General features: G+C 57.8%; 22 protein-coding genes and 4 pseudogenes. 10 read left to right on the top strand and 16 right to left on the bottom strand.

All coding sequences use genetic code 11. The annotated features are described in order from the left end of the window. Positions 1 to 2 precede the first annotated feature (2 nt). The 4 genes from traF to F3H95_RS25230 all read left to right on the top strand — a co-directional run bounded on the left by traF (position 3) and on the right by F3H95_RS25230 (position 3,688). Positions 3 to 563: a conjugative transfer signal peptidase TraF gene (gene traF / locus F3H95_RS25245; protein ID WP_244618139.1), complete on the top strand. Its 561-nt coding sequence runs from the start codon at positions 3 to 5 to the stop codon at positions 561 to 563. Next, a complete protein-coding gene (locus F3H95_RS25240) occupies positions 553 to 1,725 on the top strand; it encodes a conjugal transfer protein TraB (RefSeq protein WP_149747983.1) in 1,173 nt (390 codons plus the stop codon). The genes traF and F3H95_RS25240 overlap by 11 nt, the downstream gene beginning before the upstream one ends. A 14-nt stretch (positions 1,726 to 1,739) precedes the next feature. Further along, on the top strand, positions 1,740 to 2,348 hold the full coding sequence (locus F3H95_RS25235; RefSeq protein WP_149747982.1) for a TraH family protein: 609 nt from the start codon (positions 1,740 to 1,742) through the stop codon (positions 2,346 to 2,348). An 86-nt stretch (positions 2,349 to 2,434) separates the two neighbouring features. Next, positions 2,435 to 3,688, top strand: coding sequence for an ATP-binding protein (locus F3H95_RS25230; protein ID WP_149747981.1), 1,254 nt, complete (start codon positions 2,435 to 2,437; stop codon positions 3,686 to 3,688). Between the two features lie 308 nt (positions 3,689 to 3,996). Here the strand turns inward: F3H95_RS25230 and F3H95_RS25225 are convergent, their stop codons facing one another. Continuing rightward, the gene (locus F3H95_RS25225; RefSeq protein ID WP_143126513.1) at positions 3,997 to 4,236 is read right to left on the bottom strand and encodes a helix-turn-helix transcriptional regulator; all 240 of its coding nucleotides are present in this window, start codon (positions 4,234 to 4,236) and stop codon (positions 3,997 to 3,999) included. A gap of 139 nt (positions 4,237 to 4,375) precedes the next feature. On the opposite strand from F3H95_RS25225, the gene F3H95_RS25220 reads away from it, so the two are divergent. Beyond that, positions 4,376 to 4,696, top strand: coding sequence for a transcriptional repressor TraM (locus tag F3H95_RS25220; protein ID WP_149747980.1), 321 nt, complete (start codon positions 4,376 to 4,378; stop codon positions 4,694 to 4,696). Between the two features lies 1 nt (position 4,697). Here F3H95_RS25220 and F3H95_RS25215 read toward each other — a convergent pair whose 3' ends face one another. From F3H95_RS25215 to traI, 13 genes are all read right to left on the bottom strand, one after another. Then, positions 4,698 to 5,399 (bottom strand): autoinducer binding domain-containing protein, encoded by a 702-nt coding sequence (locus tag F3H95_RS25215; RefSeq protein ID WP_244618135.1) that lies wholly within the window; start codon positions 5,397 to 5,399, stop codon positions 4,698 to 4,700. Positions 5,400 to 5,619: 220 nt separating this feature from the next. After that, on the bottom strand, positions 5,620 to 6,918 hold the full coding sequence (gene trbI, locus F3H95_RS25210) for an IncP-type conjugal transfer protein TrbI (protein WP_149747979.1): 1,299 nt from the start codon (positions 6,916 to 6,918) through the stop codon (positions 5,620 to 5,622). Positions 6,919 to 6,932: 14 nt separating this feature from the next. Continuing rightward, complete coding sequence (gene trbH, locus F3H95_RS25205) at positions 6,933 to 7,370, bottom strand: conjugal transfer protein TrbH (protein WP_149747978.1); 438 nt, start codon at positions 7,368 to 7,370, stop codon at positions 6,933 to 6,935. Between the two features lie 2 nt (positions 7,371 to 7,372). Next, positions 7,373 to 8,182, bottom strand: coding sequence for a P-type conjugative transfer protein TrbG (gene trbG, locus F3H95_RS25200; protein WP_149747977.1), 810 nt, complete (start codon positions 8,180 to 8,182; stop codon positions 7,373 to 7,375). A gap of 16 nt (positions 8,183 to 8,198) precedes the next feature. Continuing rightward, on the bottom strand, positions 8,199 to 8,861 hold the full coding sequence (locus F3H95_RS25195; RefSeq protein WP_149747976.1) for a conjugal transfer protein TrbF: 663 nt from the start codon (positions 8,859 to 8,861) through the stop codon (positions 8,199 to 8,201). 21 nt (positions 8,862 to 8,882) lie between these two features. Beyond that, positions 8,883 to 10,061, bottom strand: coding sequence for a P-type conjugative transfer protein TrbL (gene trbL / locus F3H95_RS25190; RefSeq protein WP_149747975.1), 1,179 nt, complete (start codon positions 10,059 to 10,061; stop codon positions 8,883 to 8,885). Continuing rightward, on the bottom strand, positions 10,055 to 10,255 hold the full coding sequence (gene trbK / locus F3H95_RS25185) for an entry exclusion protein TrbK (RefSeq protein WP_149747974.1): 201 nt from the start codon (positions 10,253 to 10,255) through the stop codon (positions 10,055 to 10,057). Before trbK ends, trbL begins: the two co-directional genes overlap by 7 nt. Next, positions 10,252 to 11,055: a P-type conjugative transfer protein TrbJ gene (gene trbJ, locus F3H95_RS25180; protein ID WP_149747973.1), complete on the bottom strand. Its 804-nt coding sequence runs from the start codon at positions 11,053 to 11,055 to the stop codon at positions 10,252 to 10,254. The genes trbK and trbJ overlap by 4 nt, the downstream gene beginning before the upstream one ends. After that, entirely contained in the window at positions 11,027 to 13,483 is a 2,457-nt protein-coding gene (locus F3H95_RS25175; protein WP_149747972.1) for a conjugal transfer protein TrbE, read from the bottom strand. The genes trbJ and F3H95_RS25175 overlap by 29 nt, the downstream gene beginning before the upstream one ends. 9 nt (positions 13,484 to 13,492) lie before the next feature. Beyond that, complete coding sequence (locus F3H95_RS25170) at positions 13,493 to 13,777, bottom strand: conjugal transfer protein TrbD (protein ID WP_149747971.1); 285 nt, start codon at positions 13,775 to 13,777, stop codon at positions 13,493 to 13,495. Continuing rightward, positions 13,774 to 14,151, bottom strand: coding sequence for a TrbC/VirB2 family protein (locus F3H95_RS25165; protein WP_149747970.1), 378 nt, complete (start codon positions 14,149 to 14,151; stop codon positions 13,774 to 13,776). The genes F3H95_RS25170 and F3H95_RS25165 overlap by 4 nt, the downstream gene beginning before the upstream one ends. After that, on the bottom strand, positions 14,141 to 15,112 hold the full coding sequence (gene trbB / locus F3H95_RS25160) for a P-type conjugative transfer ATPase TrbB (RefSeq protein WP_149747969.1): 972 nt from the start codon (positions 15,110 to 15,112) through the stop codon (positions 14,141 to 14,143). The genes F3H95_RS25165 and trbB overlap by 11 nt, the downstream gene beginning before the upstream one ends. Before the next feature lie 2 nt (positions 15,113 to 15,114). After that, positions 15,115 to 15,741, bottom strand: coding sequence for an acyl-homoserine-lactone synthase TraI (gene traI / locus F3H95_RS25155; protein WP_149747968.1), 627 nt, complete (start codon positions 15,739 to 15,741; stop codon positions 15,115 to 15,117). A gap of 379 nt (positions 15,742 to 16,120) precedes the next feature. On the opposite strand from traI, the gene repA reads away from it, so the two are divergent. The 3 genes from repA (at position 16,121) to repC (ending at position 19,784) form a co-directional block, all read left to right on the top strand. Next, entirely contained in the window at positions 16,121 to 17,311 is a 1,191-nt protein-coding gene (gene repA / locus F3H95_RS25150) for a plasmid partitioning protein RepA (RefSeq protein WP_143126526.1), read from the top strand. Positions 17,312 to 17,395: 84 nt separating this feature from the next. Continuing rightward, on the top strand, positions 17,396 to 18,388 hold the full coding sequence (gene repB, locus F3H95_RS25145; protein ID WP_143126527.1) for a plasmid partitioning protein RepB: 993 nt from the start codon (positions 17,396 to 17,398) through the stop codon (positions 18,386 to 18,388). 157 nt (positions 18,389 to 18,545) lie between these two features. Next, positions 18,546 to 19,784, top strand: coding sequence for a plasmid replication protein RepC (repC, locus tag F3H95_RS25140; RefSeq protein WP_149747967.1), 1,239 nt, complete (start codon positions 18,546 to 18,548; stop codon positions 19,782 to 19,784). Positions 19,785 to 20,110: 326 nt separating this feature from the next. Here the strand turns inward: repC and F3H95_RS25130 are convergent. Next, positions 20,111 to 20,531 (bottom strand): annotated as a pseudogene (locus tag F3H95_RS25130) (tyrosine-type recombinase/integrase); the annotation flags it as partial. A 57-nt stretch (positions 20,532 to 20,588) separates the two neighbouring features. Beyond that, positions 20,589 to 20,765: pseudogene (locus F3H95_RS25125) on the bottom strand (IS3 family transposase); the annotation flags it as partial. Positions 20,766 to 20,863: 98 nt separating this feature from the next. On the opposite strand from F3H95_RS25125, the pseudogene F3H95_RS25120 reads away from it, so the two are divergent. Both F3H95_RS25120 and F3H95_RS25115 read left to right on the top strand, forming a co-directional pair. Beyond that, positions 20,864 to 21,142, top strand: a pseudogene (locus F3H95_RS25120) (IS3 family transposase); the annotation flags it as partial. A 591-nt stretch (positions 21,143 to 21,733) separates the two neighbouring features. Next, positions 21,734 to 21,982 (top strand): annotated as a pseudogene (locus F3H95_RS25115) (DDE-type integrase/transposase/recombinase); the annotation flags it as partial. Between the last annotated feature and the right edge of the window lie 16 nt (positions 21,983 to 21,998).

Below are 21,998 nucleotides of genomic sequence, written 5' to 3'. Positions count from 1 at the left end.
AGATGCGCCATCGACATAAAGTGCTCCGGCGCATGAAGCGGCTTGTCTGGTTTTACCGGATCAGCAGCGTTAGCCTTTTTACGCTTGGCCTCATTGTGCTGTTCGCAGGTCAGGGCTTCAGGATCAATCTCACACCAAGCGCGCCCCTAGGCCTATGGCGGATCGTTCAGCCCGATCGGCCGATCCTGGTTGGCGATTTGGTCTTCATTTGTCCACCGAACACTGACGCGATGCGTGAGGCGCGTGCGCGTGGGTATCTGCGCTTCGGCCTCTGCGCCGGACGCGTGGCGCCGCTTATCAAGACCGTTGTGGCGACGTCCGGAAAGGCGATCGAAATCAGTGACGACGTGCGTGTCGATGGTCGCCTCCTACCTCATTCGAGGGTTTTCCGGATGGATGGCCAAGGGCGCGAGATGACAGCTTATGACGGTGGTGTCGTTCCGCCTGGCACGGTCTTTCTGCATTCCCAGTTCCCGGGTTCGTTCGACAGCCGATATTTCGGTCCTCTGCCGATGGATGGCATCCTCGGACTGGCGCGAGAGGTATGGACCTATGCGCCGTGAGCTGTTTCGAACGGGTGTGCTTGTGACACTATCGATCGCCGCCGGCTGGATCGGCTGGAGCGGTGATGTGTTGCTCCTCCCGGTCGCAGGGGCCTTTCCCATGTTCTGGTCTATGGCGCGTACGCGCCTCCAAGCGACGGCAGTTTCCGCAGCATACTTCCTCGCCGCATCGCGTGGACTGCCACAGAGCGTGGCCAACTTTTATTCTTTGGATATCTCGCCCGGTCTCGTGCTCTGGCTGGTTGCTTCCTCAGCCTTCGTAGCCGTCCATTCGGTGCTTTGGTCGGATCGTAAGGGATGGCAGAAGCAGCTCCGATACATGGCTGCGTGTTTTGTAATGGCGGTTCCACCATTCGGCATTCTGGGATGGGCGCATCCGATCACCGCGGCGGGCGTTCTGTTTCCCGGCTGGGGATGGTGGGGTTTGGGTGCGATGGCCGCCGGCCTGGGCATGATGACGACGCACTATCAGCCGGCTGCAGTGATAGTCATGACAGGCTTCTGGATCTGGTCCGCCGCTGATTGGACGCCGCCGATTCTACCTGCGCTGTGGACAGGTGTAGACCTCGAAATGGGCGCATCTCTCGGACGCGAAGCTGGCCTCCAGCGGCAACAGGAGCTGATCGACGTTGCTCGCGTCCAACCGCCTGGCACAACGGTCGCGCTACCGGAAAGTGCTCTCGGTTTCTGGACGCCGACGGTTGCTCGCTTCTGGGAAAAAGGGCTCACCGGGACCGATATCACGGTCATCGCTGGAGCGGCACTCATCGATGGTCGCGGCTACGACAACGTGCTCGTGACGATATCCGCTGGGAAAACGGAGATTCTCTATCGGGAGCGAATGCCGGTGCCCGGTTCGATGTGGCAGCCGTGGCGAGGCTGGATTGGTGGCGGTGATGGGGATGACGCTGGCGCGCGGGCACATTTCTTCGCCAATCCCGTCGTAGGGGTCGCCACCGCAAAAGTCGCGCCGCTGATCTGCTACGAACAACTCCTCGTCTGGCCGGTTTTGCAATCGGCCTTCCACCGCCCTGACGCCATCATCGCAGTCGGAAACGGCTGGTGGACTGCGGGGACGTCAATCATCGACATTCAGCGGGCGAGCAGCGAGGCATGGGCCCGCCTGTTCGATCTTCCTCTCGTCATTTCATTCAACATCTGAAACATGGAGCTCGCATGCTGGATGCTGCGTTGATCAAGGAATGTGCCGATCCTTCGTTGAAGCCGGCTATCGTCGAGCAGTTCGTCCAGGCGGTCGGTTCCGACGATCCGCTTGCCATCACGGTGAAGTCCGGTGGCCGTCTGATCCTCATTCCCAAACCGAAAACACCCGAGGAAGCGATCAAGATCGTCCGTGAGAACATTGCTGGCTCTATCGTGCGGGTTGGCCTCACCCAGATCCCGGCTGGCATCGGGGTGAAGGACGCGTCGGAGATGAAGGTGGCTCTCGTCGATCCCTGCGCCAATCTGCGAATGGGCACAGCGATGTTCGCCAAGATCCTACGCATCGTTGCGAAGTGGTACGGAAATCAGACGAGGGAAGAGGTTTTCCCGCAGCTGTTGGATGACGCGATTCACGCCTGGCGGACTGGCAAGTTCGAGGGGGAGAGCGTGTTTCAGGCTGAGGATCCGGGTGGCGCGGTCGTGCAACGGCTAGCGCTCGAGAGTGACGGTGTTGCCGAAGTTGAGGAGGGTGGATACTCGGAAATGCCGGAGGAACATCCGATCAAACCCGACGACGCTGGTATCCGGATCGATCTGACGAGGATCGGGGGCCAGAAGTGATGTTGTTTAAGATCGGACGTTTGTTAGATTAAAAATGGACGGCATCTCGCTTTAAATTGGCCGGTCATTGAGTTAAGAATGGCCGCATGACTGATCACCCGAATTTTAAGCCCCTTGTTGATCGTAAAGCCTTGCCTCTCGTGGAGGCAGCTCTGGCCGACACCCGTGTCGTTCTGATATCTGGACCGCGGCAGGCAGGCAAGACCACGCTTGCGCGTATGTTCTCGGATAGCGATCGGCCATATATCACATTGGATGATGCGGGTACGCTGAATGCCGCTAAAGCCGACCCCACAGGGTTTATACGAGGGATCAAGCGAGCGGTTATCGACGAGGTCCAACGAGCCCCTGATCTGATGCTTGCAATCAAGGCGAGCGTGGATGCCGATCAGGAGCCGGGACGGTTTCTGCTAACGGGCTCCGCCAATCTCGCGACCATTCCGACTATTGCTGACTCTCTGGCCGGCCGAATGGCAGTCATTCCGCTTCTTCCTTTTGCGCAGGCCGAAATCCGATCAAGTCCGGGCCTCATGCTCGACAGGCTGTTTGCGGGGGATGAACCGGCCCTAGAGGGTGAGGTTGTTCTGGGCAAGGAATTGATGAGCATGGTTCTGGCGGGCGGTTATCCTGAAGCCTTGAGGCGAACCACATCAGCCCGGCGCGTCTCGTGGCTCGAAGACTACGTTACTCTTATCCTGGATCGCGACGTGCGTGACATTGCCAACATCGATCAGCTCGATCGTTTGCCACGCCTCCTGAACATCCTTGCGGAACATGCCGGCCAATTGATCAACAATAGCAGCTTTGGTTCTGCACTGGGATTGTCCGGCGTCACCGCTCAGAAATACATAGCCATTTTAGAGCGGCTATTCCTTATCAAAACTCTGGTGCCATGGTCGAACAACCGGCTCAGCCGGCTTGTCAAAACGCCAAAGCTTCATTTCATCGATACAGGACTTTTGGCGGCTTTGCGCGAAGACGAACTGGCCAGGCTATCCGGCGACAAGACCCGATTTGGCGCCCTGCTAGAGAGTTTCGTCGTCTCCGAACTGATGAAGCTGGCATCCTGGTCCGAGAGACGCGTGACGTTTTCGCATTACAGAACAAAAGATCTGGATGAGGTCGACGTGGTGATTGAGGACCGGCGCGGGCGAATCATCGGTATTGAAGTGAAAGCGTCTGCGACCGTTAAGGCCGATGATTTTCGCGGGTTACGTCAGTTGCAGGCAGCGGTCGGTGACCGTTTCGTGCGTGGGCTCGTCCTTCATGATCATGACCGCATCACGCCGTTTGCCGAACGTCTGCAGGCTGCGCCCCTCTCAATCTTGTGGTCGATGTGAAGTGGATTTGTGAGGCTTATGAGGTTTTGCCTGGTGGGTGCGGCAGCGAGAAGCGATTTGCGTTGTTTAAGGTAGCACCAAGGTCCGAAAGTTTGGGTGGTCGGCTGCTTACCGTGTGTGCCGTCGTCCCAGATCTCTGCAAGCTCGACCATGCGAACCGTGAGCGACGGGTAACCTGCAACGATATCCCCTGTGGTCGCGCGCTGGCTTCTCATGGCTGCAACTATTCTAACCGGAACACGGGGTTGCCCCTGAACACAGGCTCACCGCCGCAGACACCTGTGACAAGCTCGATCGCGTTTGTGGCCTCACGAAGGGACAGTGCGATCCCCAGTTCCATTGTCGGGCGTGACGAGTTCAACATGGCTTACTCCGAGCGCCTGGGCGATTTCATAGAGGGTAACGATGGACGGATTTCGCGTCCCCCGTTCGAGGCCGCTCAGGTATTGCTGGCTAAAGCCGGAACGCGCTTCCACGTCCTCTTGCGTCAGGCCTTTTTCCCGACGGAGGCGGGCGAAATTCCGGCCGACCAGCTTGCGCATATCCATACGCGGAAGATCGGCATTTACATACTTTAAGTTTATCAACTATAATATGTAATTGAGATCTAAACCGATTTACCCTCGCGGATACCTCGTTCCAAAGAAGGTTTACACCGGCAGCATATGGGCGGTAATTGGACCGATAATGTTCAAAGCAAGTGCAGACGGGCCTGTGTCTGATACCAAACTCATATTGCGCCCACTTATCGGATTGATGAGTGACCAGTCGCCCGAAGAGATTGAACGCCACGTCGTGCGCGAGATCGAGAAACATCGTCGTTTGCGCGATGACGCCGTCATGCTCGAAGTGCGGGTCGATGCCGCAACTGACTTGGAAACGGCGCGCGAGACAAGTCAGGCCTATATCGCTGCGATGATTGCCGTCCACGCGCAGCAGACGGTCGTGTCAACGCTTCTCGACATTCTGGGCTACATTCCGGACATGCCGAAATCAAAGGGCCACTGAGCTAGATCAGGCCTAGTTCCTTGGCCATTGCGGTTGCCTGGGGCAAGCTTGTCGCGCCCAAGGCCGATTTGGCGTTGCGGAGGAAGAACGCGACATTGGCATATGTCGTGTTCTCGATGATGGCGATGGCCTTCATTGACTTGCCTTCGGCAGACCAGCGCAAGCAGGTCAGTTCATCAGATTTCATGCGTATTGGGGTGTGATGTGTTGGCTTCGCTCGAAGACCTTCCAACCTCGAGTGCAGTTGCGCGACCGCGGAAGCGGCAAGCACGGGGTTCAGCGATTGCCCCATGGCGAAATCTGCCTCTTCCGAAGCCAAGGTAAGCATCGCCATCCGCCCAAATCCCGTTTTGATCGGGATCGTGATACCGGATCGAATCCCGAACTCCCCGGCCTCTCCGTAGAAGTTCCTGCGCTCCTTGCTCATTCTGAGCGATGCTTTGTTGGACCACGCGAAGGCTGCCAACTGATCGCGCGCGTTGCTCACGACGGGATCAATCAGAGCGTAGGATTTGTCGAAGTACCGCTGCTGCCAGTCGAGGTCATAGTTTGAGATCGCCGTTTGCGTCTCCGCCTGCAGATTGAGGTAGGCATATGCGCCAAAACCAGCTTCTCGGCTTAGCTTCTCCAGTGTCGCCTTCACCGTGGCTTCGTCATGTGCCAGGGCGACCTGTTCGGTCAAACGCTCAAACCATTGGTTCAATTCATGGCCTCCTATCAATGAGGTATGAACGCAACGAGGTTGCAATCATAAGTGGCATTGCCCTTTGTCGAGGGCTTGGTAGCTCCGAAACGGAGGCAGAGCACACCATTGTGCTCGCCTAAAGTCGATTATTAAGAAAAAGAACTTACCTACGCAAGATTGTGAAGCGTCATCGCGATTCAATTAAGCGGATGATCACCGATTCGCGCCAAGGTCTATTCTATTGTCGATATGAACCGGGGAAAATTATGTCTTGATCAACGAGCACGTTGAATTTGTACCCCGGCCGGATCCTGATAGTCGGCTGTACATTCAGATTTTTTGAGATCGCCTGGTCCGCCACACGGCCGAACGATTCGACAAAATTCCGCCGCGCTGCATCTGAAGCCGTATCCTGCGTGGCGAACGTCGAACTCTCCGGCATCGACATGTCGATCCCCGTGCCGATGATGGCAATGAGCGCCGCAGAGCCGAACGTGCGCCAGAGGTGCCGATCGACCTTGTCCTTGAAGCCGCCGTATCCCTCGGCATCCGTGCCGGCCATGCCGCCGATCTGAAGTGTCGAGCCATTTGGGAAGATCAGGTCGGTCCAGACGACTAGCACGCGCTCCTGCCCGAACGACACCTTGGAATCGTAGCGACCGAACAGCTTCGATCCCTGAGGGATGAGCAGCCGGTAGCCGGTGGCGCTGTCATAGACGTTCTGGCTGACCTGCGCTGAAATCCTGCCGGGAAGATCCGAATTCAAGCCGGTGATCATCGTGGCAGGGATAACGGATCCTCGCTTCAACTCGTAGGGCGAGAATTGCGGGACGACCTGGTTCGGCAGGTAACCAAGATCCTTGATGTCCTGATTGAAAAAATCCTCCTTCGACGTCTGCCCGTTTTGATCGACGTTCTGTCCGAGTAAACCGGACTTCATCGCAGCGCTGTAAAGGTCGGATGCACTGTTCGTCGTGGCATTGAGCGGTTGGCGGGCGTCGGTCCTGGTTTCGGAAGCGCTCTTCTGGACCTCGGAAACGTCAACCTTGAGCGGAGAATCGAGCGCTGTTGCCCGTGCCTGGAGGCTTGCCATCCTCTGACGCTGCGCTTCGCGGAGAATCTGCTCGTCCTGTTCCCGCTTAAGCCGCGCTTTCCACTCAGCTTCCGGCTCGAGTTGCGATCGCCGTTCGGTCCGAACTTCATTCTGCCGCTCTATGACGGCCTCTTTCACCGGCTCGCGTTCGACAACCACAGGCGTCGGCTGAAACACTTCGCGTTGATCCGGTTCTCCTATGATCCCGTCCGTCACGCCTCGTTTCAGCTGATCGCCGAACGTGGTCGCCGGAGACGCGGAGCTGTTGTCGAGCTCGCTTCCTCGGTTGAAGGAGAGACCGCGCCATGACAGGCCGATGATGACGACGCCGAAGAACATAACGATGATGACGATCGCGACGATGATTGGCAGGCGATTGAGGCGTCGCATGCTCTGTTGATCGTCAGCATTGCCCGCCGTGCCGAGCTGGAGCGATTGAACCATGGTCTCCCCTCCCCTCAGTTTCGCTGCATGATGGAAAGCGGACTGGCGGGCGTTGCGCCGGCTGATGTCGCGGTATAGGCGCGACCGAGCGCGATTGTCGGGGTGCTGATCCGCGCCAGGACCTGTCCGTCGAAGCTGTCGATCGACCACGCAACCTCGACGGGCTTCTGATCCTTGCCAACTTTGCCGTCGGTAATGACCGCGTATCCCCATCCCTTCAGAGCAGCCTCGAGCGCGGCGGCATATTCGGAGGCGTCCTTCTCCATTTTCAGCGTCGTGGCGCCAACCGGGCCGACCTGTTCGGCAAGGCGGCTTGCCATGTCGCCGGCGATCGCGCTTGCGGTGGAGCCAGTGATGGCAATTGGGGTGGAACTGGTGGTTAGAGTTTCATCCGCAGTCTGACAACCGGAAAGAACGGCGGTGATGATGATGGCGGCAATGATCTTGTTCATCGTCAGCCTCCCCTCCTGATCGTAATTTTCTGCTGGCGCCAACCGACCCCGGAGACGAGTACGGCCTTGTCGACGGCGTAGTCGACGATCATCATGTCGTTCTTCATACGGTAGTTGACGATACGGTTCTGGCCGCCGCTGACGACGAACAGCACCGGAGCGTCCTGGCCTGAGATCGACCGGGGGAACTGGATGTAAGTCTTGGTTCCGTCGGAATAGACGCGCTTCGGCCGCCAAGAAGCTCCGCCACTGACTGAGTAAGAGAAGTTCAGTTTGTCGGGGGCAGCTCCCGGAATGCCGGTCTCGAGCCTGGCATTGATGTCGGCCAGCTTGGTCGAAACATCCTCCGGATACTCGAAACCGATCCGGGCCATGTACTGGCTGGGATGGGACTTGAGCTGGATATGGTAGGTTCGCCGCGAGGTCGTGACGACCATCGACGTCACGAGGCCGGCCTCCGACGGCTTGACGATCAGATGGATCGCCTGCCCGCCGGTTGCACCTGACGTCGCCGGCTCGACCTTCCAACGGACAGTGTCACCGACAAGCACATCGCGGACGATCTCGCCACCCTGCAGCTCGATATCGCAGACCTGAAGCGGTGAGCACACAACGGAGGGCTGGGTCTCGCCGAAGAGGAAAATAACCTTTCCATCGGGACCGGTCGTTACCAGACCCGGCGTGCCCCGCCATTTCCGCGAAATGTTGGTCCCCTTCACTTCGTTCGACGTCATGCTCTGTGCCATCGCGCAGCCCGCAAGGACGAGCCCGGCCATGCAGCCGACGGCCGCGATTAATCCTGTTTTGTGCATGTGAATTCCCCTGCCCTTAAAGCTGTGCGGTCCAGTCGAAGTCCTGGACATAAAGACCGATCGGGTTGAGGCGGATGATCGCCTCGTCCTGTGGCGCGGTGAGCGCGACAGTCGCGATGCCGCGAAACCGGCGCGTGCCGATTTCCTTGCCCTTGCGGTCGCGCTCGTATTCGGTCCAGTCGATCTGGTAGGTCTGGTTAGACAGCGCCACGATGTTGTTGACCTCAATGGCGACTGTCGATGTCTTGGCCTTTTCGAACGGCGAATTGCCGCGAAACCAGGCATTGATCTTCTGGGTCGAAGGATCGGACGTCCTGAGAAGCGCGTAGGTCCGGTCGATGTATTGCTTCTGCACCACCGCGTCGGGCGTGATCGACTTCAAGCTGGTGATGAAGTTGCCGAGTGTCGCACGGACGACGCGGGCATCGGCATACTCGATCTGCTGGGGGAAGCCTGCCGTTACCGAGGTGCCGAGCTTGTCGACCTCGACGATGTAGGGCACGAGCTTGACCTGTGTGCTGAGATACATGGCATAGGTGAAGCCGACCACGGCCATCGAAAGTCCGAGAATGCCGACGATCCGCCATGCGCGGGCGGTCTGGACATAGGATCCATATCGTTCCGTCCATTCCTGCCGCGCGGCAAGGTAAGGGTTGTCGGGTGGCCGGTTTGTTGCCATCGATTTCTGCCTTCCTGGTGATTACTTGTCGTTGCGTTCTGGCGGCGTTTTGGGACCGCTTTGTCCCGTGCGGCTCTGATCGAGCTTGGCGTTGGCAAGCCCCATGATCGAGCCGGCGTATGCTCCGGGCGAACCGATCGCCTTTTCCTTGGCGGCCGACCCGGCTGCTTTTCCGGCCGACCCGATCCCGGCGCCCATGCCCCGAAGCGCTGCGCCCGCAACAGAGGATCCTGCAGCCCGGGCGGATTGGGCTGCCGCGGCTCCGGCTCCGACGGCGCCGGCGGCTAGAGAGGCCGCTCCAAGTGCAAATGATGCGGCCTGTCCACCGTGGCGGATAGTTTCCATTCCGCCAGAGACAGACGCGCCTTGAACGACCCCCTGGATAATCGTTGGCACGTACATTGAGATGATAAACACCACGACTGAAATACCGGCGATCGCCAGTGCCGTGATGAACTGATCGCTTTCCGCTATCGGCGCTTGCGCTAGGCCGAGGAGGACTTCCGAACCAATCTTCGCGATCATGACCAGTGCCATGAGCTTCATGCCGACGCCGAAGGCATAGACCAGATAGCGGACGGCAAAATCCTTGGTGAAGGACGAGCCGCCCAAGCCGAGCATGATCATGCCGGCGAGTAGTCCGACATACATCTCGACCATCACCGCGACGAAGATTGCGGCCACGAGCGAGAAGCAAATCACCACAACCCCCATCGCCAAGACGGCGGCGATCGCAAGCGCATTGTCCTCGAACACCCCGAACTTCGCCTGCGCGGACATCTGCGAAGCCACCCGTATACCGGCATCGAACACTTCGGCCGGCGAGGCCGATCCGCCGCCAGCGCCGATCTGATAGAGGCTGTTGACGATGTCCCTCGCAAGCGTTGGTCCCTGGGTTAGAACGAACGCGAAGAAGCCGATGAACATGATCCGTCGGACGAGTTCGGCGAACCAGCTTTCAAGGGATGAGGCCTGTATAGCGAGCCAGACGGCGGCGATGCCGACCTCGATCCCGGCAAGGATCCAGAACAGCGACCTTGCCGCGTCCATTATGGTGGCCTCCCATCCCTTCGCGGCAGCAGAAACCTGGTTTTCAAGCTCTGTCAGAACCTGTCCCTGCTGCGCGAACGCTGGGGTGGCGAGGACCAGGCAGGCTATGCCGCCGAGCACGAAAGCCCGCTCAAGATTTCGCTTCACCATCTCGGCCGCATCTCCTGACCTTTTTCGATCGGGGGCAGCTCCTTGGATGTGCCGAAGAATTTATCGCGGTTGGCACGTTGCTCTTCGCTCATCTCGGGTGATGCCGGGGCGTTTTCCTGGACGAAATAAAAGGTGGTGGCGGAAGCCGCCGCAGCGACCATGACCAGCACCGTGACGAGGACCGGGCGGCTCACCAGCGTGGCTCCATCTTCTGGCCACTCGGGATCGTGGTAACGTCGGCATTGAAGAATTTCTCACGCCGGGCCTGCGCGAGGTCCTTGTCCGTCTGCTCGGTCTGGAGCCACGTCCCCATCATCGTCATCTGCTGGGAAACCAGGCCGCGCAGCTTCTGCATCTGGGAAACCTGCTGAGCGGCGATCTGGTGTCCGACCTGGAGGGCCTTCATCTGGCCGTCAGCCGACTCCGACATCGATCGCAGCGAATTCATCGTGCCTTCTTCCGTGTCGAACTGATCCGCTGTCAGGCTCGCCGCCCTCAGCGTGCTGCCGATCGTGTCCCGGTTTGTGTCCGACCAGGACTGGTAGGTGCTCGAGAAGGATTCGGCATTGGGCAGATTGGTCTTCAGATCCGCATAGCTCTTGAACCGCTGCTGAAGGACGTCGTCTGCATTGCCCATCGAAAACGAGATGCTCTGCCCCTGATCGACGATGCTGCGCAGACGGTTTAGACCGCTCTCGATCTGGCCCCAGATATGATCAGGGAGCTGCGCCGTGTTCTGCAGCATGTTTTCGTAGATCTTCAGCTGGTTTTGAATCTGTTCCGCGAGCTGGGTAATCTGCGTCAGCTGGTTATCGACCTGCAGGCCAGAGCTTTTCAGAAGGTCGATGAGTTGGGCATTGTTGGCGAGCTGCGTCCATTCGGTAGCCGCGCCCGTTGCAGATCCCGCATGGCCTGATGCAACTGGGTAAAGCGCGATTGCCGCGGTCATCGTTGCGACGATCCAGTTACTGGACGTTGAGGTGCGACGTGGCATCGTGAACTCCTCTCGATTGAAGCCAATGGGTAGGCCAGTCCTGGCCGTGTTCCGCCTTCAGCGCGCGAATGCGCTTCAGGTCTTCCTTTCCGGATGCGCCCACAAAGCTCAGCGCCACTGGCCCTAACGACATGTCGAAGAGCCGCCGTCCGTCTGGCGTGGCGACGTAATATTCGCGCTTGGGGATGGCACCCGAGACGATCTCGATCTGGCGCTCGTTGAACCCGATCCGCTCATAGAACTCGCGCGTGCCAGGCTCGCGCGCGGCGCCATTCGGCAAGCAGATCTTGGTCGGGCAGGATTCTTTGAGCACGTCGATAATGCCGGACCGCTCGGCGTCGGAGATCGACTGGGTCGCCAGAACCACGGCGCAATTGGCCTTGCGGAGAACCTTCAGCCATTCCCGGATCTTGTCGCGGAAAACCGGATGCCCGAGCATCAGCCAGGCCTCGTCGAGGAGGATCAGGCTAGGCGAGCCGTCCAGCCGCTTCTCGATCCGGTGAAAGAGGTAGGTGAGAACGGGCACCAGATTACGCTCGCCCATATTCATGAGCTGCTCGATCTCGAAGCACTGAAAGTCCCGAAGCGTCAGGCCGTCCTCTTCCGCGTCGAGAAGCTGTCCCATCGGACCATCGACCGTGTAGTGATGGAGCGCATCCTTGATCTCGCGCATCTGCACGCCGCTCACAAAGTCCGATAGCGACTTTCCGGGCGCTGTCGCCATCAGCCCGATCTGGCGCGAGATCGCATTACGATGATCGGGCGTGATGGTGACGCCCTGCAGGGCGACGAGCATTTCGATCCACTCGGTCGCCCAGGCGCGATCGCCATCTGTTGAAAGGTCGAAGAGCGGGCAGAACGCCAGCGCCCTTCCCTCCCTGTTCTGATCGTTGCCGATTTCGTAGTGATCGCCTCCGGCAGCGAACGTCAGCGGGAGCAACGAGTTGCCCTTGTCGAAGGCAAAGATCTGGGCAAACTCGTAGCGACGGAACTGCGCGGCGATCAGAGCGAGAAGGGTCGATTTCCCAGAGCCCGTCGGCCCGAAAATCAAGGTATGGCCGACATCATCGGCATGCAGGTTGAGGCGAAACGGCGTTGAGCCCGAAGCGACCTGCATCAGCGGCGGTGAGTTCGGCGGATAGAAGGGGCACGGCGCCACCGGATTGCCCGACCATACCGAGTTCAACGGAATGAGATCCGCCAGATTGCGCGTATTGATCAGCGGCTCACGGATATTCGCGTACCAGTTCCCGGGGAGGCTTCCGAGAAACGCGTCTGTCGCGTTCAGGGTCTCGATGCGAGCTCCGAAGCCTTCGGCCTGGACCAGCCGGCGTATAGCTTCGGCCTTTTCCTGCAACGCTTCACGGTCCTCATCGAACAGGATGACGACGGGTGTGTAATAGCCGTAGGCGACGAGCTGGGACGAGGCTTGGGCGATGGCGTCCTCGGTTTCGGCGACCATCGTCATGGCATCCTGATCGACCGATCTACTCTGGGTCTGGAAGAGCTGATCGAAGAATGGTCGAACCTTCTGCTGCCATTTCTTTCGCGTGCGCTCGAGTTTCTGGCGCGCCTCTTCCGCATCGAGGAAGATGAACCGCGATGACCAGCGGTAGGTCAGCGGCATCAGATCGAGATTGTTGAGGATGCCGGGCCAGCTTTCCGCCGGCAGGCCATCGATAGCGACAACGGCGAGGAACCGGTTCTCGATCTTCGGCGTCAGGCCATGCTCCAGCTCCGCCGTCGCCAGCCAGTCGAGATACATCGGGACCTCCGGCAAGCGAACCGGATGGCTCTCCCCCGTAATGCAAAATCGAACAAACTGCATGAGGTCGTCATAGCGTGCGACCCGCTCCCCTCCCCTCTCGCGGACCTCGCGGGTTTGCATGCGGGCGATCGATAGGGTGTTGGCCAGGTATTGTTCGATTTCCCGGATCGCGTTGCGGAACACGAACAGGACAGTGTCGGCGTAGGACTTATTCCGGCTCTCCTCGTCCGAATAGATATATTTGTTGAGCGCGGTCTTCTTCGACTCGAGCGGCCGGTAGGTGAGAATGATCGCATGCTTGCTCTCGAAATGCCCTTGCTCCCGCCCGAAATGGCTCCGGCGCTCGGCGTCGATCGCACGAGTGACAGGGTCCGGAAAATAGCACTGGTCCGGTGTGGGGTAGTCGACTGTCGGCACCCGGATGGCCTCGACCTGAATCATCCAGCCCGTCCCCAGACGCGACAGGATCGCGTTGATCTGCCGGGAGAGCTCGTTGCGTTCGAGGTCGGTGGCGCTTTCGGAGTCCGGACCCGCGAAATACCAGCCAGCCATCAGGCTGCCGTCCTTCAGCAGCAGGACGCCGTTGTCGACCAGGCCGGCGTATGGAACCAGATCAGCGAACGAGGGACCGGTCGCGCGGAATCGTTTGAGGGCAACCATCAGGACACCTCAGTATCTTCGCCACGGCGCGGCCGTTGGCCGGTAGTGGGGCTTGTAGGAAATGTGACGGGCATAGACCTGCCGCATCAGCGGGTCAGACTTGGCCATCATGCGAAGCAGGCCGACAATCACGATCCAGACGGCCACACCGAAGAGCGCCGAGTAGACCGTCAGGACGACGAAGATCAGGATCACGGCGGCGAGCCCGGTGATCAGCACCAGCTCGCGGTCGGCGCCCATCAAAAGGTTCGGCCGTGATAGCGCGCGATGAATGCGATTGCGGTGGAGGCTCATAAGCCCCCCTCCCCTTCATCGCCCGAAGCAAGGAAGGTGATTTGCTCCATCGGCAAGCCGATCGAGGAACCGGTGGCGCCGAACAGGCCGACGATGGTTGTGGCGCCAAGCAGAATGCCGGCCACCAGAACGACATACATCAGCCTGCGGGCGAAATCGTTGAGCTCGCCGCCAAAGATCAGCATGCCGCCGGCGATCGCGACAGCCGCAAGAGCAATGTAGCCTGCGACTGGGCCGGTGATGGATTCCTGGATTTGTTCGAGAGGTCCTTCCCATGGAAGGCTCCCGCCTGAACTGGCGAAAGCGGGGGAAGTAACGGCTGCGATAGAAAGGGCCATCACGGCAAGAGGCAGGAGTGATCTCTTATGCTGCATCGCAGTTTTCCTCTGCATATGGTTCGGTCTGGTACTGGCCGCCTGCAAAGCGGGTGACATGAAGGATTTCGCTGATGCGCCGGCCCTTGGCCGTTCGTTCGATCGAGATGATCAGATCGACCGCATCTCCGATGACCGCCTGCATAGGCTGGTGACTGGCCTCGGCGGTCAGCTGCTCAAGACGCTGGAGTGCGGAGCGTGCGCTGTTTGAATGGATCGTTGCGACCCCTCCTGGGTGCCCGGTGTTCCAGGCCTTCAGCATGGTCAGCGCTGCGCCATCGCGGACCTCGCCGACGATGATCCGATCCGGCCGAAGGCGCATCGTGCTTTTCAGTAGACGCGACATGTCGACGGCGTCGCTGGTGTGAAGGCTGACTGCATTGTCCGCGGCGCACTGGATCTCGGCTGTGTCTTCCAGAATGACGAGCCGATCATCGGGAGAGCTCGATATGATCTCCGCCAGGATCGCGTTGGTGAGGGTCGTCTTTCCCGAGCCGGTGCCGCCGGCGACGAGAATATTAAGCTTAGAGGCAATGGCGCTTCGAATGACCTCCGCATGCTTTGCAGTCATCACCTTGCTGGATACATAGTCATCAAGCGGTATGAGACGCGACGCGCGACGACGGATCGTGAAAGATGGTCCGGAAACCACCGGTGGCAGCAATCCCTCGAAACGGTGCCCGCCGATCGGCAGTTCTCCCGAAACGATCGGCCGAGCATCGTCGACCTCGGAGTTCAAAACATGGGCGACGCTTCCGATAACGGTCTCGGCGGCCGAGCGTGTCATCTCGCCAGCGGCTGTCATGCCGTGGCCAAGCCTCTCGATGAATAGACGACCATCTGGATTGAGCATGATCTCAACGACACTCGGGTCGTCGAGCGCAATGCACAGATGATCTCCTAGTGCGTTCTGCAGCTTGCTGACGAGGCGAGGGAGTGAGCGGTTTGGGGTGCTAAGCATGATCAGGCCGCTTCCTGTCGATGGAGTGAGAAGCTCGACGAATAGATGCTGGGGCGAAGTCGATCGAAGCTCACCCAGTTTGCGGGCAGCAGACCGGCGACGCTCTTCGTTTCGTTGATTTGGGCAGGTGGGCCGAGGCGGCTTAGCGGCCAACCTGCCCGACGGAGGATGCGCTCGAGTCTGACATCCGTGGCGGTTACGATTTCTTGATAGCCATGCAGAATGCTCCACTCGACGATACCGGCGAACATGGCGAGGGTCGCCGAGTGGAGGCCCGCCTGCTCCCGCTCGGCAGCGGCGTTTGTATCGACGCAGAACCGGGAGCTTTCGATCATCCGATTGTGCTTTGGGAGTTTCTCGGTGCCCAGGAGCTGAGGGAACACCTGTTCCACCATCGTGCCGCCTGCGGCTGGCAGCAGGCGCGCGCATCCGATCACTGTCCCTGTGCGGTCGAGGCAAAGGATGTATGTCGGGCTTAGCTTGTCGAAGCTGTCTATTTCAAGACCTGATGTGCAACGGACTTTCCAAGCCAGTCGGCCGCGGAAAACGCGCGCACGGAGCCGGTGCATTTCGTGAATGAGGCACTGTTCAGCTTCGTTCTGTGGGTTCTTGATGGCGACGACGCGCATCGAGCAAATCTCCCTTGCGTTGGTGACGCAAGGAGGTTTGCCGGTGCTGAGAAGTTCGATCTACTGCCAAAAGTGGTAGCTGCCGACGCCACTTCTAACTGCTAGACCCGAAGGAAGTTGGGTCACGCGAGTGAGTCACGAACCAGCAAAAATATGGGTAATCGCTTTTTTGGTGAGAGCCTTGCATTGGGTTACGTCGCTGAATTTGCGTGGAAAAATGAGAATTTATCCATTAGCGATTCCTGCTGGAGCTGACATGTTGAGACTTTGTTAACTTTAAATTCCTTGCGGGGTATTCAGAATCGGGAGATAGTTGCGAAAATTATGGCCAAAGCGCCATTTTTTTGAAAGTTGAGCCACTCAGGAAACAGTTTGCAAAATGAGCCAGCCGCAGCCGAACCGTTTTGATCTGGAAATCGCCGAGCAGGGTTCGAAGATCTCGGGCGCTCTGCATATGCTGCGTAGCCAGCAGTACCCGCCTGACGCCCGGAAGGGACTTCGCAAATTTCAGATCGGCGAGGTCGCCGATTTCATGGGGGTAACTCAGAGCCATCTTCGACAGATTCATTCCGAGGGAAAAGGCCCGGAAATTGAGTCAGTCGGTGGTCGCCGCTTCTATACAGCTGCTCAAATGCTGGAACTTCGGGAATACCTCGAGGCGAACAAAAAGTCGGACAAGCGATATTATCTCCCAAAGCGACGTCCCGGCGAGCCCATGCAGGTCGTCTCTGTCGTGAACTTCAAAGGTGGAAGTGGCAAGACGACGACGGCAGCCCATCTTGCGCAGTATCTTGCTTTGACCGGCCACCGTGTCCTCGCCATCGACCTCGACCCCCAGGCATCCCTGACTTCGCTATTTGGTATCCAGCCCGAGCTCGATGAGACCTCCTCTCTCTATGAAGCTCTTCGCTTCGATGAAGGGAAGAAATCTATTGAGGAGGTCATTCAGCCCACCAACATTCCGGGCCTCGACGTTGTCCCGGCGAACCTGGTTCTACAGGAATATGAATATGACGTCCCGCTCGCGATTTCATCGAAAAAAGGTGACGAAGGCCGGCTTTTCCATATGCGGATTGCCAATGCGCTGAAGGCCGTCGACGACCGTTATGACGTCGTTGTCATCGACTGCCCTCCTCAGCTGGGTTATCTGACAATCACGGCCCTTATGGCCTCAACGGGCATTTTGATCACGATCCACCCTCAGATGCTGGATATCATGTCGATGAGCCAGTTTCTGATGATGCTCGGTGGTATATTGACCCCAGTGGCGGAGGCTGGAGCAGAAATCCGAATCGAGTGGTTTCGCTATCTTGTCACGCGGTTCGAGCCTACCGATATTCCGCAGGCTCAGATGGTTGGCTTTATGCAGTCAATGTTTGCTCAGCATATGCTGAGAAATCATGTGCTCAAGTCAACCGCGATTTCAGATGCCTCGATCAAGAAGCAGACGTTGTATGAGGTTGAGCGCGGAGACTTCGTGCGATCGACATACGATCGAGCAATTGAGAGCCTTAACTCGACAAACGGCGAGATCGTGGAGTTAATCCACAGCGTGTGGGGGCGAAAGTGATGAACTTGTCAGCCGTTTTTTTTCCAGCTTTTTATCGGCGGATCAATCTCTTATCGGAGTTGAACAGCACAAGGGGAGACCGCTATGTCACGTGAGAACCCTTTCGCAAAACTAGATCTCTCGTCCATTCCTGCTGGAAAGTCGCCGGTGAAGCCTGGCTACGCTATGACTGGTGCTGCCAAGACTGTCGTGCGGTCAATAGAGGATCTCGCGGAGAACACCAAAAAGCTTATGGAAGGTGAAGTGATCGTGGATTTAGATCCGCGATCGCTTGACGTTTCACTGGTAGCTGACCGACTTTCCGACGACGACGAAGAGTATCAGGAGCTAAAGTCGGCAATACGAGCTGCCGGGCAAACCACGCCGATCCTCGTGCGCCCCATTGGGGACGGCCAGCGATACATGGTCGTGTTCGGACATCGCCGCCGGAGAGTTGCCGAGGAACTAGGTATCCCCGTCAAGGCGGTCGTCAAGAAGCTAGATGACATTACGTCGGCCATCGCACAGGGCCAGGAGAACTCTGCACGCTCGAACCTGTCCTTCATTGAGCGGGCATACTTCGCACAGAATCTAATTGCAGCCGGGATGGGAAAGGATGTCGTCAGATCGTCGCTGGCGATTGACGAAGCGATGCTTTCCAAGATGCTTGGAGTAATCGAAACCGTCCCTGAGCCTGTCATCAAGGTGCTTGGAGCTTCCAAAAAGATCGGCAGAGACAAATGGTTAAGCTTGCGACAAATGCTGCTTGCCCCTGCCCTGCGTCGGGTGGCCACCGATCACGCTGCGACGCCTGATTTTCTGACGATCCCGGAGGAAAAGCGGTTTGATGCGCTTCACGGCTACCTGAAGCGCTATAAAGCCAAGTCCTCCGCTAAAACTCTGAAGCCTGTCGAATCCAATAAGTCTTGGATGTCAAATGACAAGTCTTTGAGTTTCTCAATGAGTGCCAAGTCGAAGAAGGTGGCGATCGAGCTTTCGAGCGTGGAAGCGAAACCCTTCAGCGACTGGCTTTCGAGCCAAATGGATCATCTGTACGACGAGTACAGGCGGTCAAAGCCCAACACTGATGGAGACTAAACCGCAGAAGAAAAAGGCCCCCAAACGGTAAACCGTGGAAGCCTCTCTCGTTATCCTTAGCAAGATCGAGAATCGCATTTCCCGGAATCACAGTCAAGAGTCTTTGGCACCGATTTGGTGAGCGGAGTTCTTTTGCCTAAAGAAAGGTGAGAGAGAAATGCAGACGGGACATGTGACGACGCCCTTTGGGCGGCGATCAATGACGCTTGCTTTGGTGAAAGGTCAGCTTGACGTCGGGGCGTCTAAATCAACGCGTCGAGTTGATAAATGGAAGGTGTTTCGTGACATCAGCGAAGCTCGTGTGCGTTTTGGACTCCAGGATAGAGCCCTTGCTGTCCTGGACGCCCTTCTTTCCTTCCATCCCGACGGTGAACTGGACCCTGAACAAACGTTAGTCGTCTTTCCCTCTAACGCGCAGCTTTCTCTGCGCGCTCATGGCATCACTGGCACGACGTTGCGGCGGCAGCTGTCGGCACTCGTGAACGCCGGCCTGATACAGAGACGCGACAGCCCTAATGGGAAACGCTACGCCCATCGCAATCTCGATGGAGAAATCGAGCAGGCTTTTGGTTTCGATCTTGCTCCGCTTGCAGCACGTGCAACTGAGATAGCCGCGATTTCCCAGGAAGTAGCAGCAGAACGCATGCGATTTAAGCGCGCAAAGGAAGCCCTAACGATCTGCCGACGTGACGTGCGCAAGCTGATTTCGGCCGCTCTCGAAGAGAATGCCAGTGGCGACTGGGGAGCCATTGAGGCTCTCTATGTCGACATCTTGGCGCGGCTCCCACGCAATGCGCGTCGCGCCGAGGTCGAAGCAGCGCTCGATGAGATGTCCCTCTTGCGGGAAGAGATCGTCAACCGTTTGGAAATCCTACTAGATGCCAGGAAAATGGCTAGCAATGATAGCCGAAACGGATGCCACATACAGAATTCAAATACCGAATCCATAAGTGAATCTGAACCTGCCTCTGAAAAAGAGGAGGACGAAAAGTCGAGGTTGGCTCCACAATTGGGGCGAAGTGCGACTCCAGCTCGTCATACTGATCCAATGAAGGTGTTTCCCCTGACCATGGTGCTGCGTGCCTGCCCGCAGATGATCGACTATGGACCGGGCGGCAAGATTGACCATTGGCGTGATCTGCAGGCGGCGGCAATAGTTGTTCGATCGATGCTGGGCGTTAGCCCATCGGCCTACGAGGATGCTTGCGACGCTATGGGGCCGGAGAGTGCCGCGGTGGCGATGGCGTGCATTCTCGAGAGATCAAACATGATCAACTCGGCCGGTGGCTACCTTCGGGACCTGACAAGACGTGCGCAAGATGGAGAATTCACTCTCGGACCGATGCTGATGGCGCTCCTGAGAGCCGCTGGATCGACGGAGAAGCTCGCTTGCTAGAAGCCAGGTTGATGCGCTCGCCGATAATCGTCCCCATGGTCCCGACGAGGAACCTTGTCAGCCGTTTTTTTTGGGGATTTATTTCATAAAAACAGATTGTTAGAGGAGTTGAGGTGGGATGCGATAGTGCTGGCCTGTCTAAAGGGTGTGGCATCTATTTTGCCTCAGATCCTGCGGCTTTGAAAAAGTTCCGGCATTCGGTAACCGAGAAGAGAGAGCGTTGATGTCGCCGAGCGCTTGGGCAAATAGTATCAAAGCTTCTGGCGGCTCGCTTTCGTAAGATCGCCTGAGCTTTGAGAACGCCATTTCGATGGGGTTCAGGTCGGCTAGCCAACGAGCCTTGCGGCTTTGCCGCTCCGCCGCGTCGCGCTGATGTAACATTCTGAGGCTTGCTGTACGGAACGATGCCATGACTGCTCCATGGCTTTCGGCAGAGGGACGCCACGATTGGCCGCTTCTGTCAGATAGCCAGAGCGCAGCGTATGGGGCAAAAATTCGGTGTGATCGAGACCAGCCAGCTTGGCGCGCTGCTTGACTATGTCGTTGATCAACTTCGGATCCAGCGCCGCTTGGAAACATTGCCCCATCTATCGATGGCCCGGAAGATTGCACCTTTGTCGATCCGCGCTACTTCAAGCTAGCGCGTTCAGCGCCTCAATGGCGCTGGCCGCTAAGACAGGCAATTTCGTTGTTTTCCGCTCCACTGGTCTTCGTGCGACCAAGATAAATGGACAGGAAGGGAAGGGGAGGCGAATCGTGTCAGGCTGAACCGTCCCGGCTTTGCCGGAGACCGTTTGGTTTAAGTTATGCGGCCATGGCTGGCGCGTCCAGCATGGCATAATATCGTTCTTCTGCTTCGGCTGGCGGTATGTTGCCGATAGGCTCCAGAAGGCGTCGCTGGTTAAACCAGTCGACCCATTCCAGCGTGGCGAACTCCACGGCTTCGAAGTTGCGCCATGGTCCTCGGCGATGGATGACCTGGCGAGGACAATTTGCGCTGCGTTGATCGCTCCGACTTCCGTCTTCCCGTCACCATAAACACCTCCAAGTTGGGGGTGTTGTGGCGACCGGTTGAATCTGCCCAATACACAAGCGAGCAGTTCCAGCGTCTCATGGCCGATCACGGCATCACGTGCTCGATGAGCCGATCCGGCAATGTCTGGGACAATGCCGCGATGGAAAGCTGCTTCTCATCACTCAAAACGGAAAGGACAGCTCGCAAGGTCTACAGGACCAGGGACGATGCAAAGGCGGACGTGTTCGACTACATTGAGCGCTTCTACAATCCAAAGCGTCGCCATTCGACGCTGGGCTACCTCAGCCCTATGGAATTTGAAAACAAGGTGGGATTAGCCTAACTCGGCGTCCGAAAAACCGGCAGCATGCCACACGCAGTAAATCGGCATCAGCACTTTTCTCAACGAGGGAGTGTAGGTTCATCATGTCGTCGGTCATCGGCGGTGTCCCTCAGGTTGGTCATAAGCAACCCGACCCTACCGGAAGTCACCGATAGCTATGAAATCCAGCTACACCACTTCCCGGGACTCGATCTTGTGTAGTCAGCTGACTACAGGTTAAGTGCTTGAATTTATGAATGTCGAGACGGAAGTCGGGATCGTAATCCATTAGACGGTTTAGCTTTCCAGGCCACGCAAAAACTTCTGAATCGTTCTCCCTATGAGAGCGGCACTTCCAATATCGGGGGGTAAGGTTGGGTAGATATTGTTCACCGGTCCGGACGGGTCGTGAAGGCACTTGGCTATGAAGGTCCCGATACGTTACTGCACATTTTGCAGTTCCTGATAAAGCTCGAATTTTTCTTGGTGAAAGGCGGCGGAGGCCTCTTGTCTGCGGGCAGCGTCAGGGAAACGCTCCGGTCCGGAGGCAACAATGCCTGGAAGCGACGAAACGAGGTGGATATCATCCTAAGGCGGCGCAATACTCCGTGCGTCGAGCATTGGTCACATAAGGGTATCAACAACCGCGCCGAGAATTCACATCTTCCCGTGCGACGACGGGAGCGGCGCATGATGCGCTTCAAGTCGGTCCGGTAATGCCAGCGTTTCGTCTCAACCCATGGCCAGATCGCCAATATTTTCCTACTTCGCCGACAATACGTCACCGCCGCACATCATCGCCAGCTTCGCTCCCATGCCATCGGCACATGGCGGGAAATCGCTTCGTCGATTGGTGCGTGAAATTAAGGCTGAGACG

Source organism: Rhizobium sp. RU35A, from assembly GCF_900156005.1.
In the GTDB taxonomy this organism is placed as follows: domain Bacteria; phylum Pseudomonadota; class Alphaproteobacteria; order Rhizobiales; family Rhizobiaceae; genus Neorhizobium; species Neorhizobium straminoryzae.
Note: the sequence above shows the minus strand (reverse complement) of the source record. Positions and strands in the feature narration are given on the sequence as shown.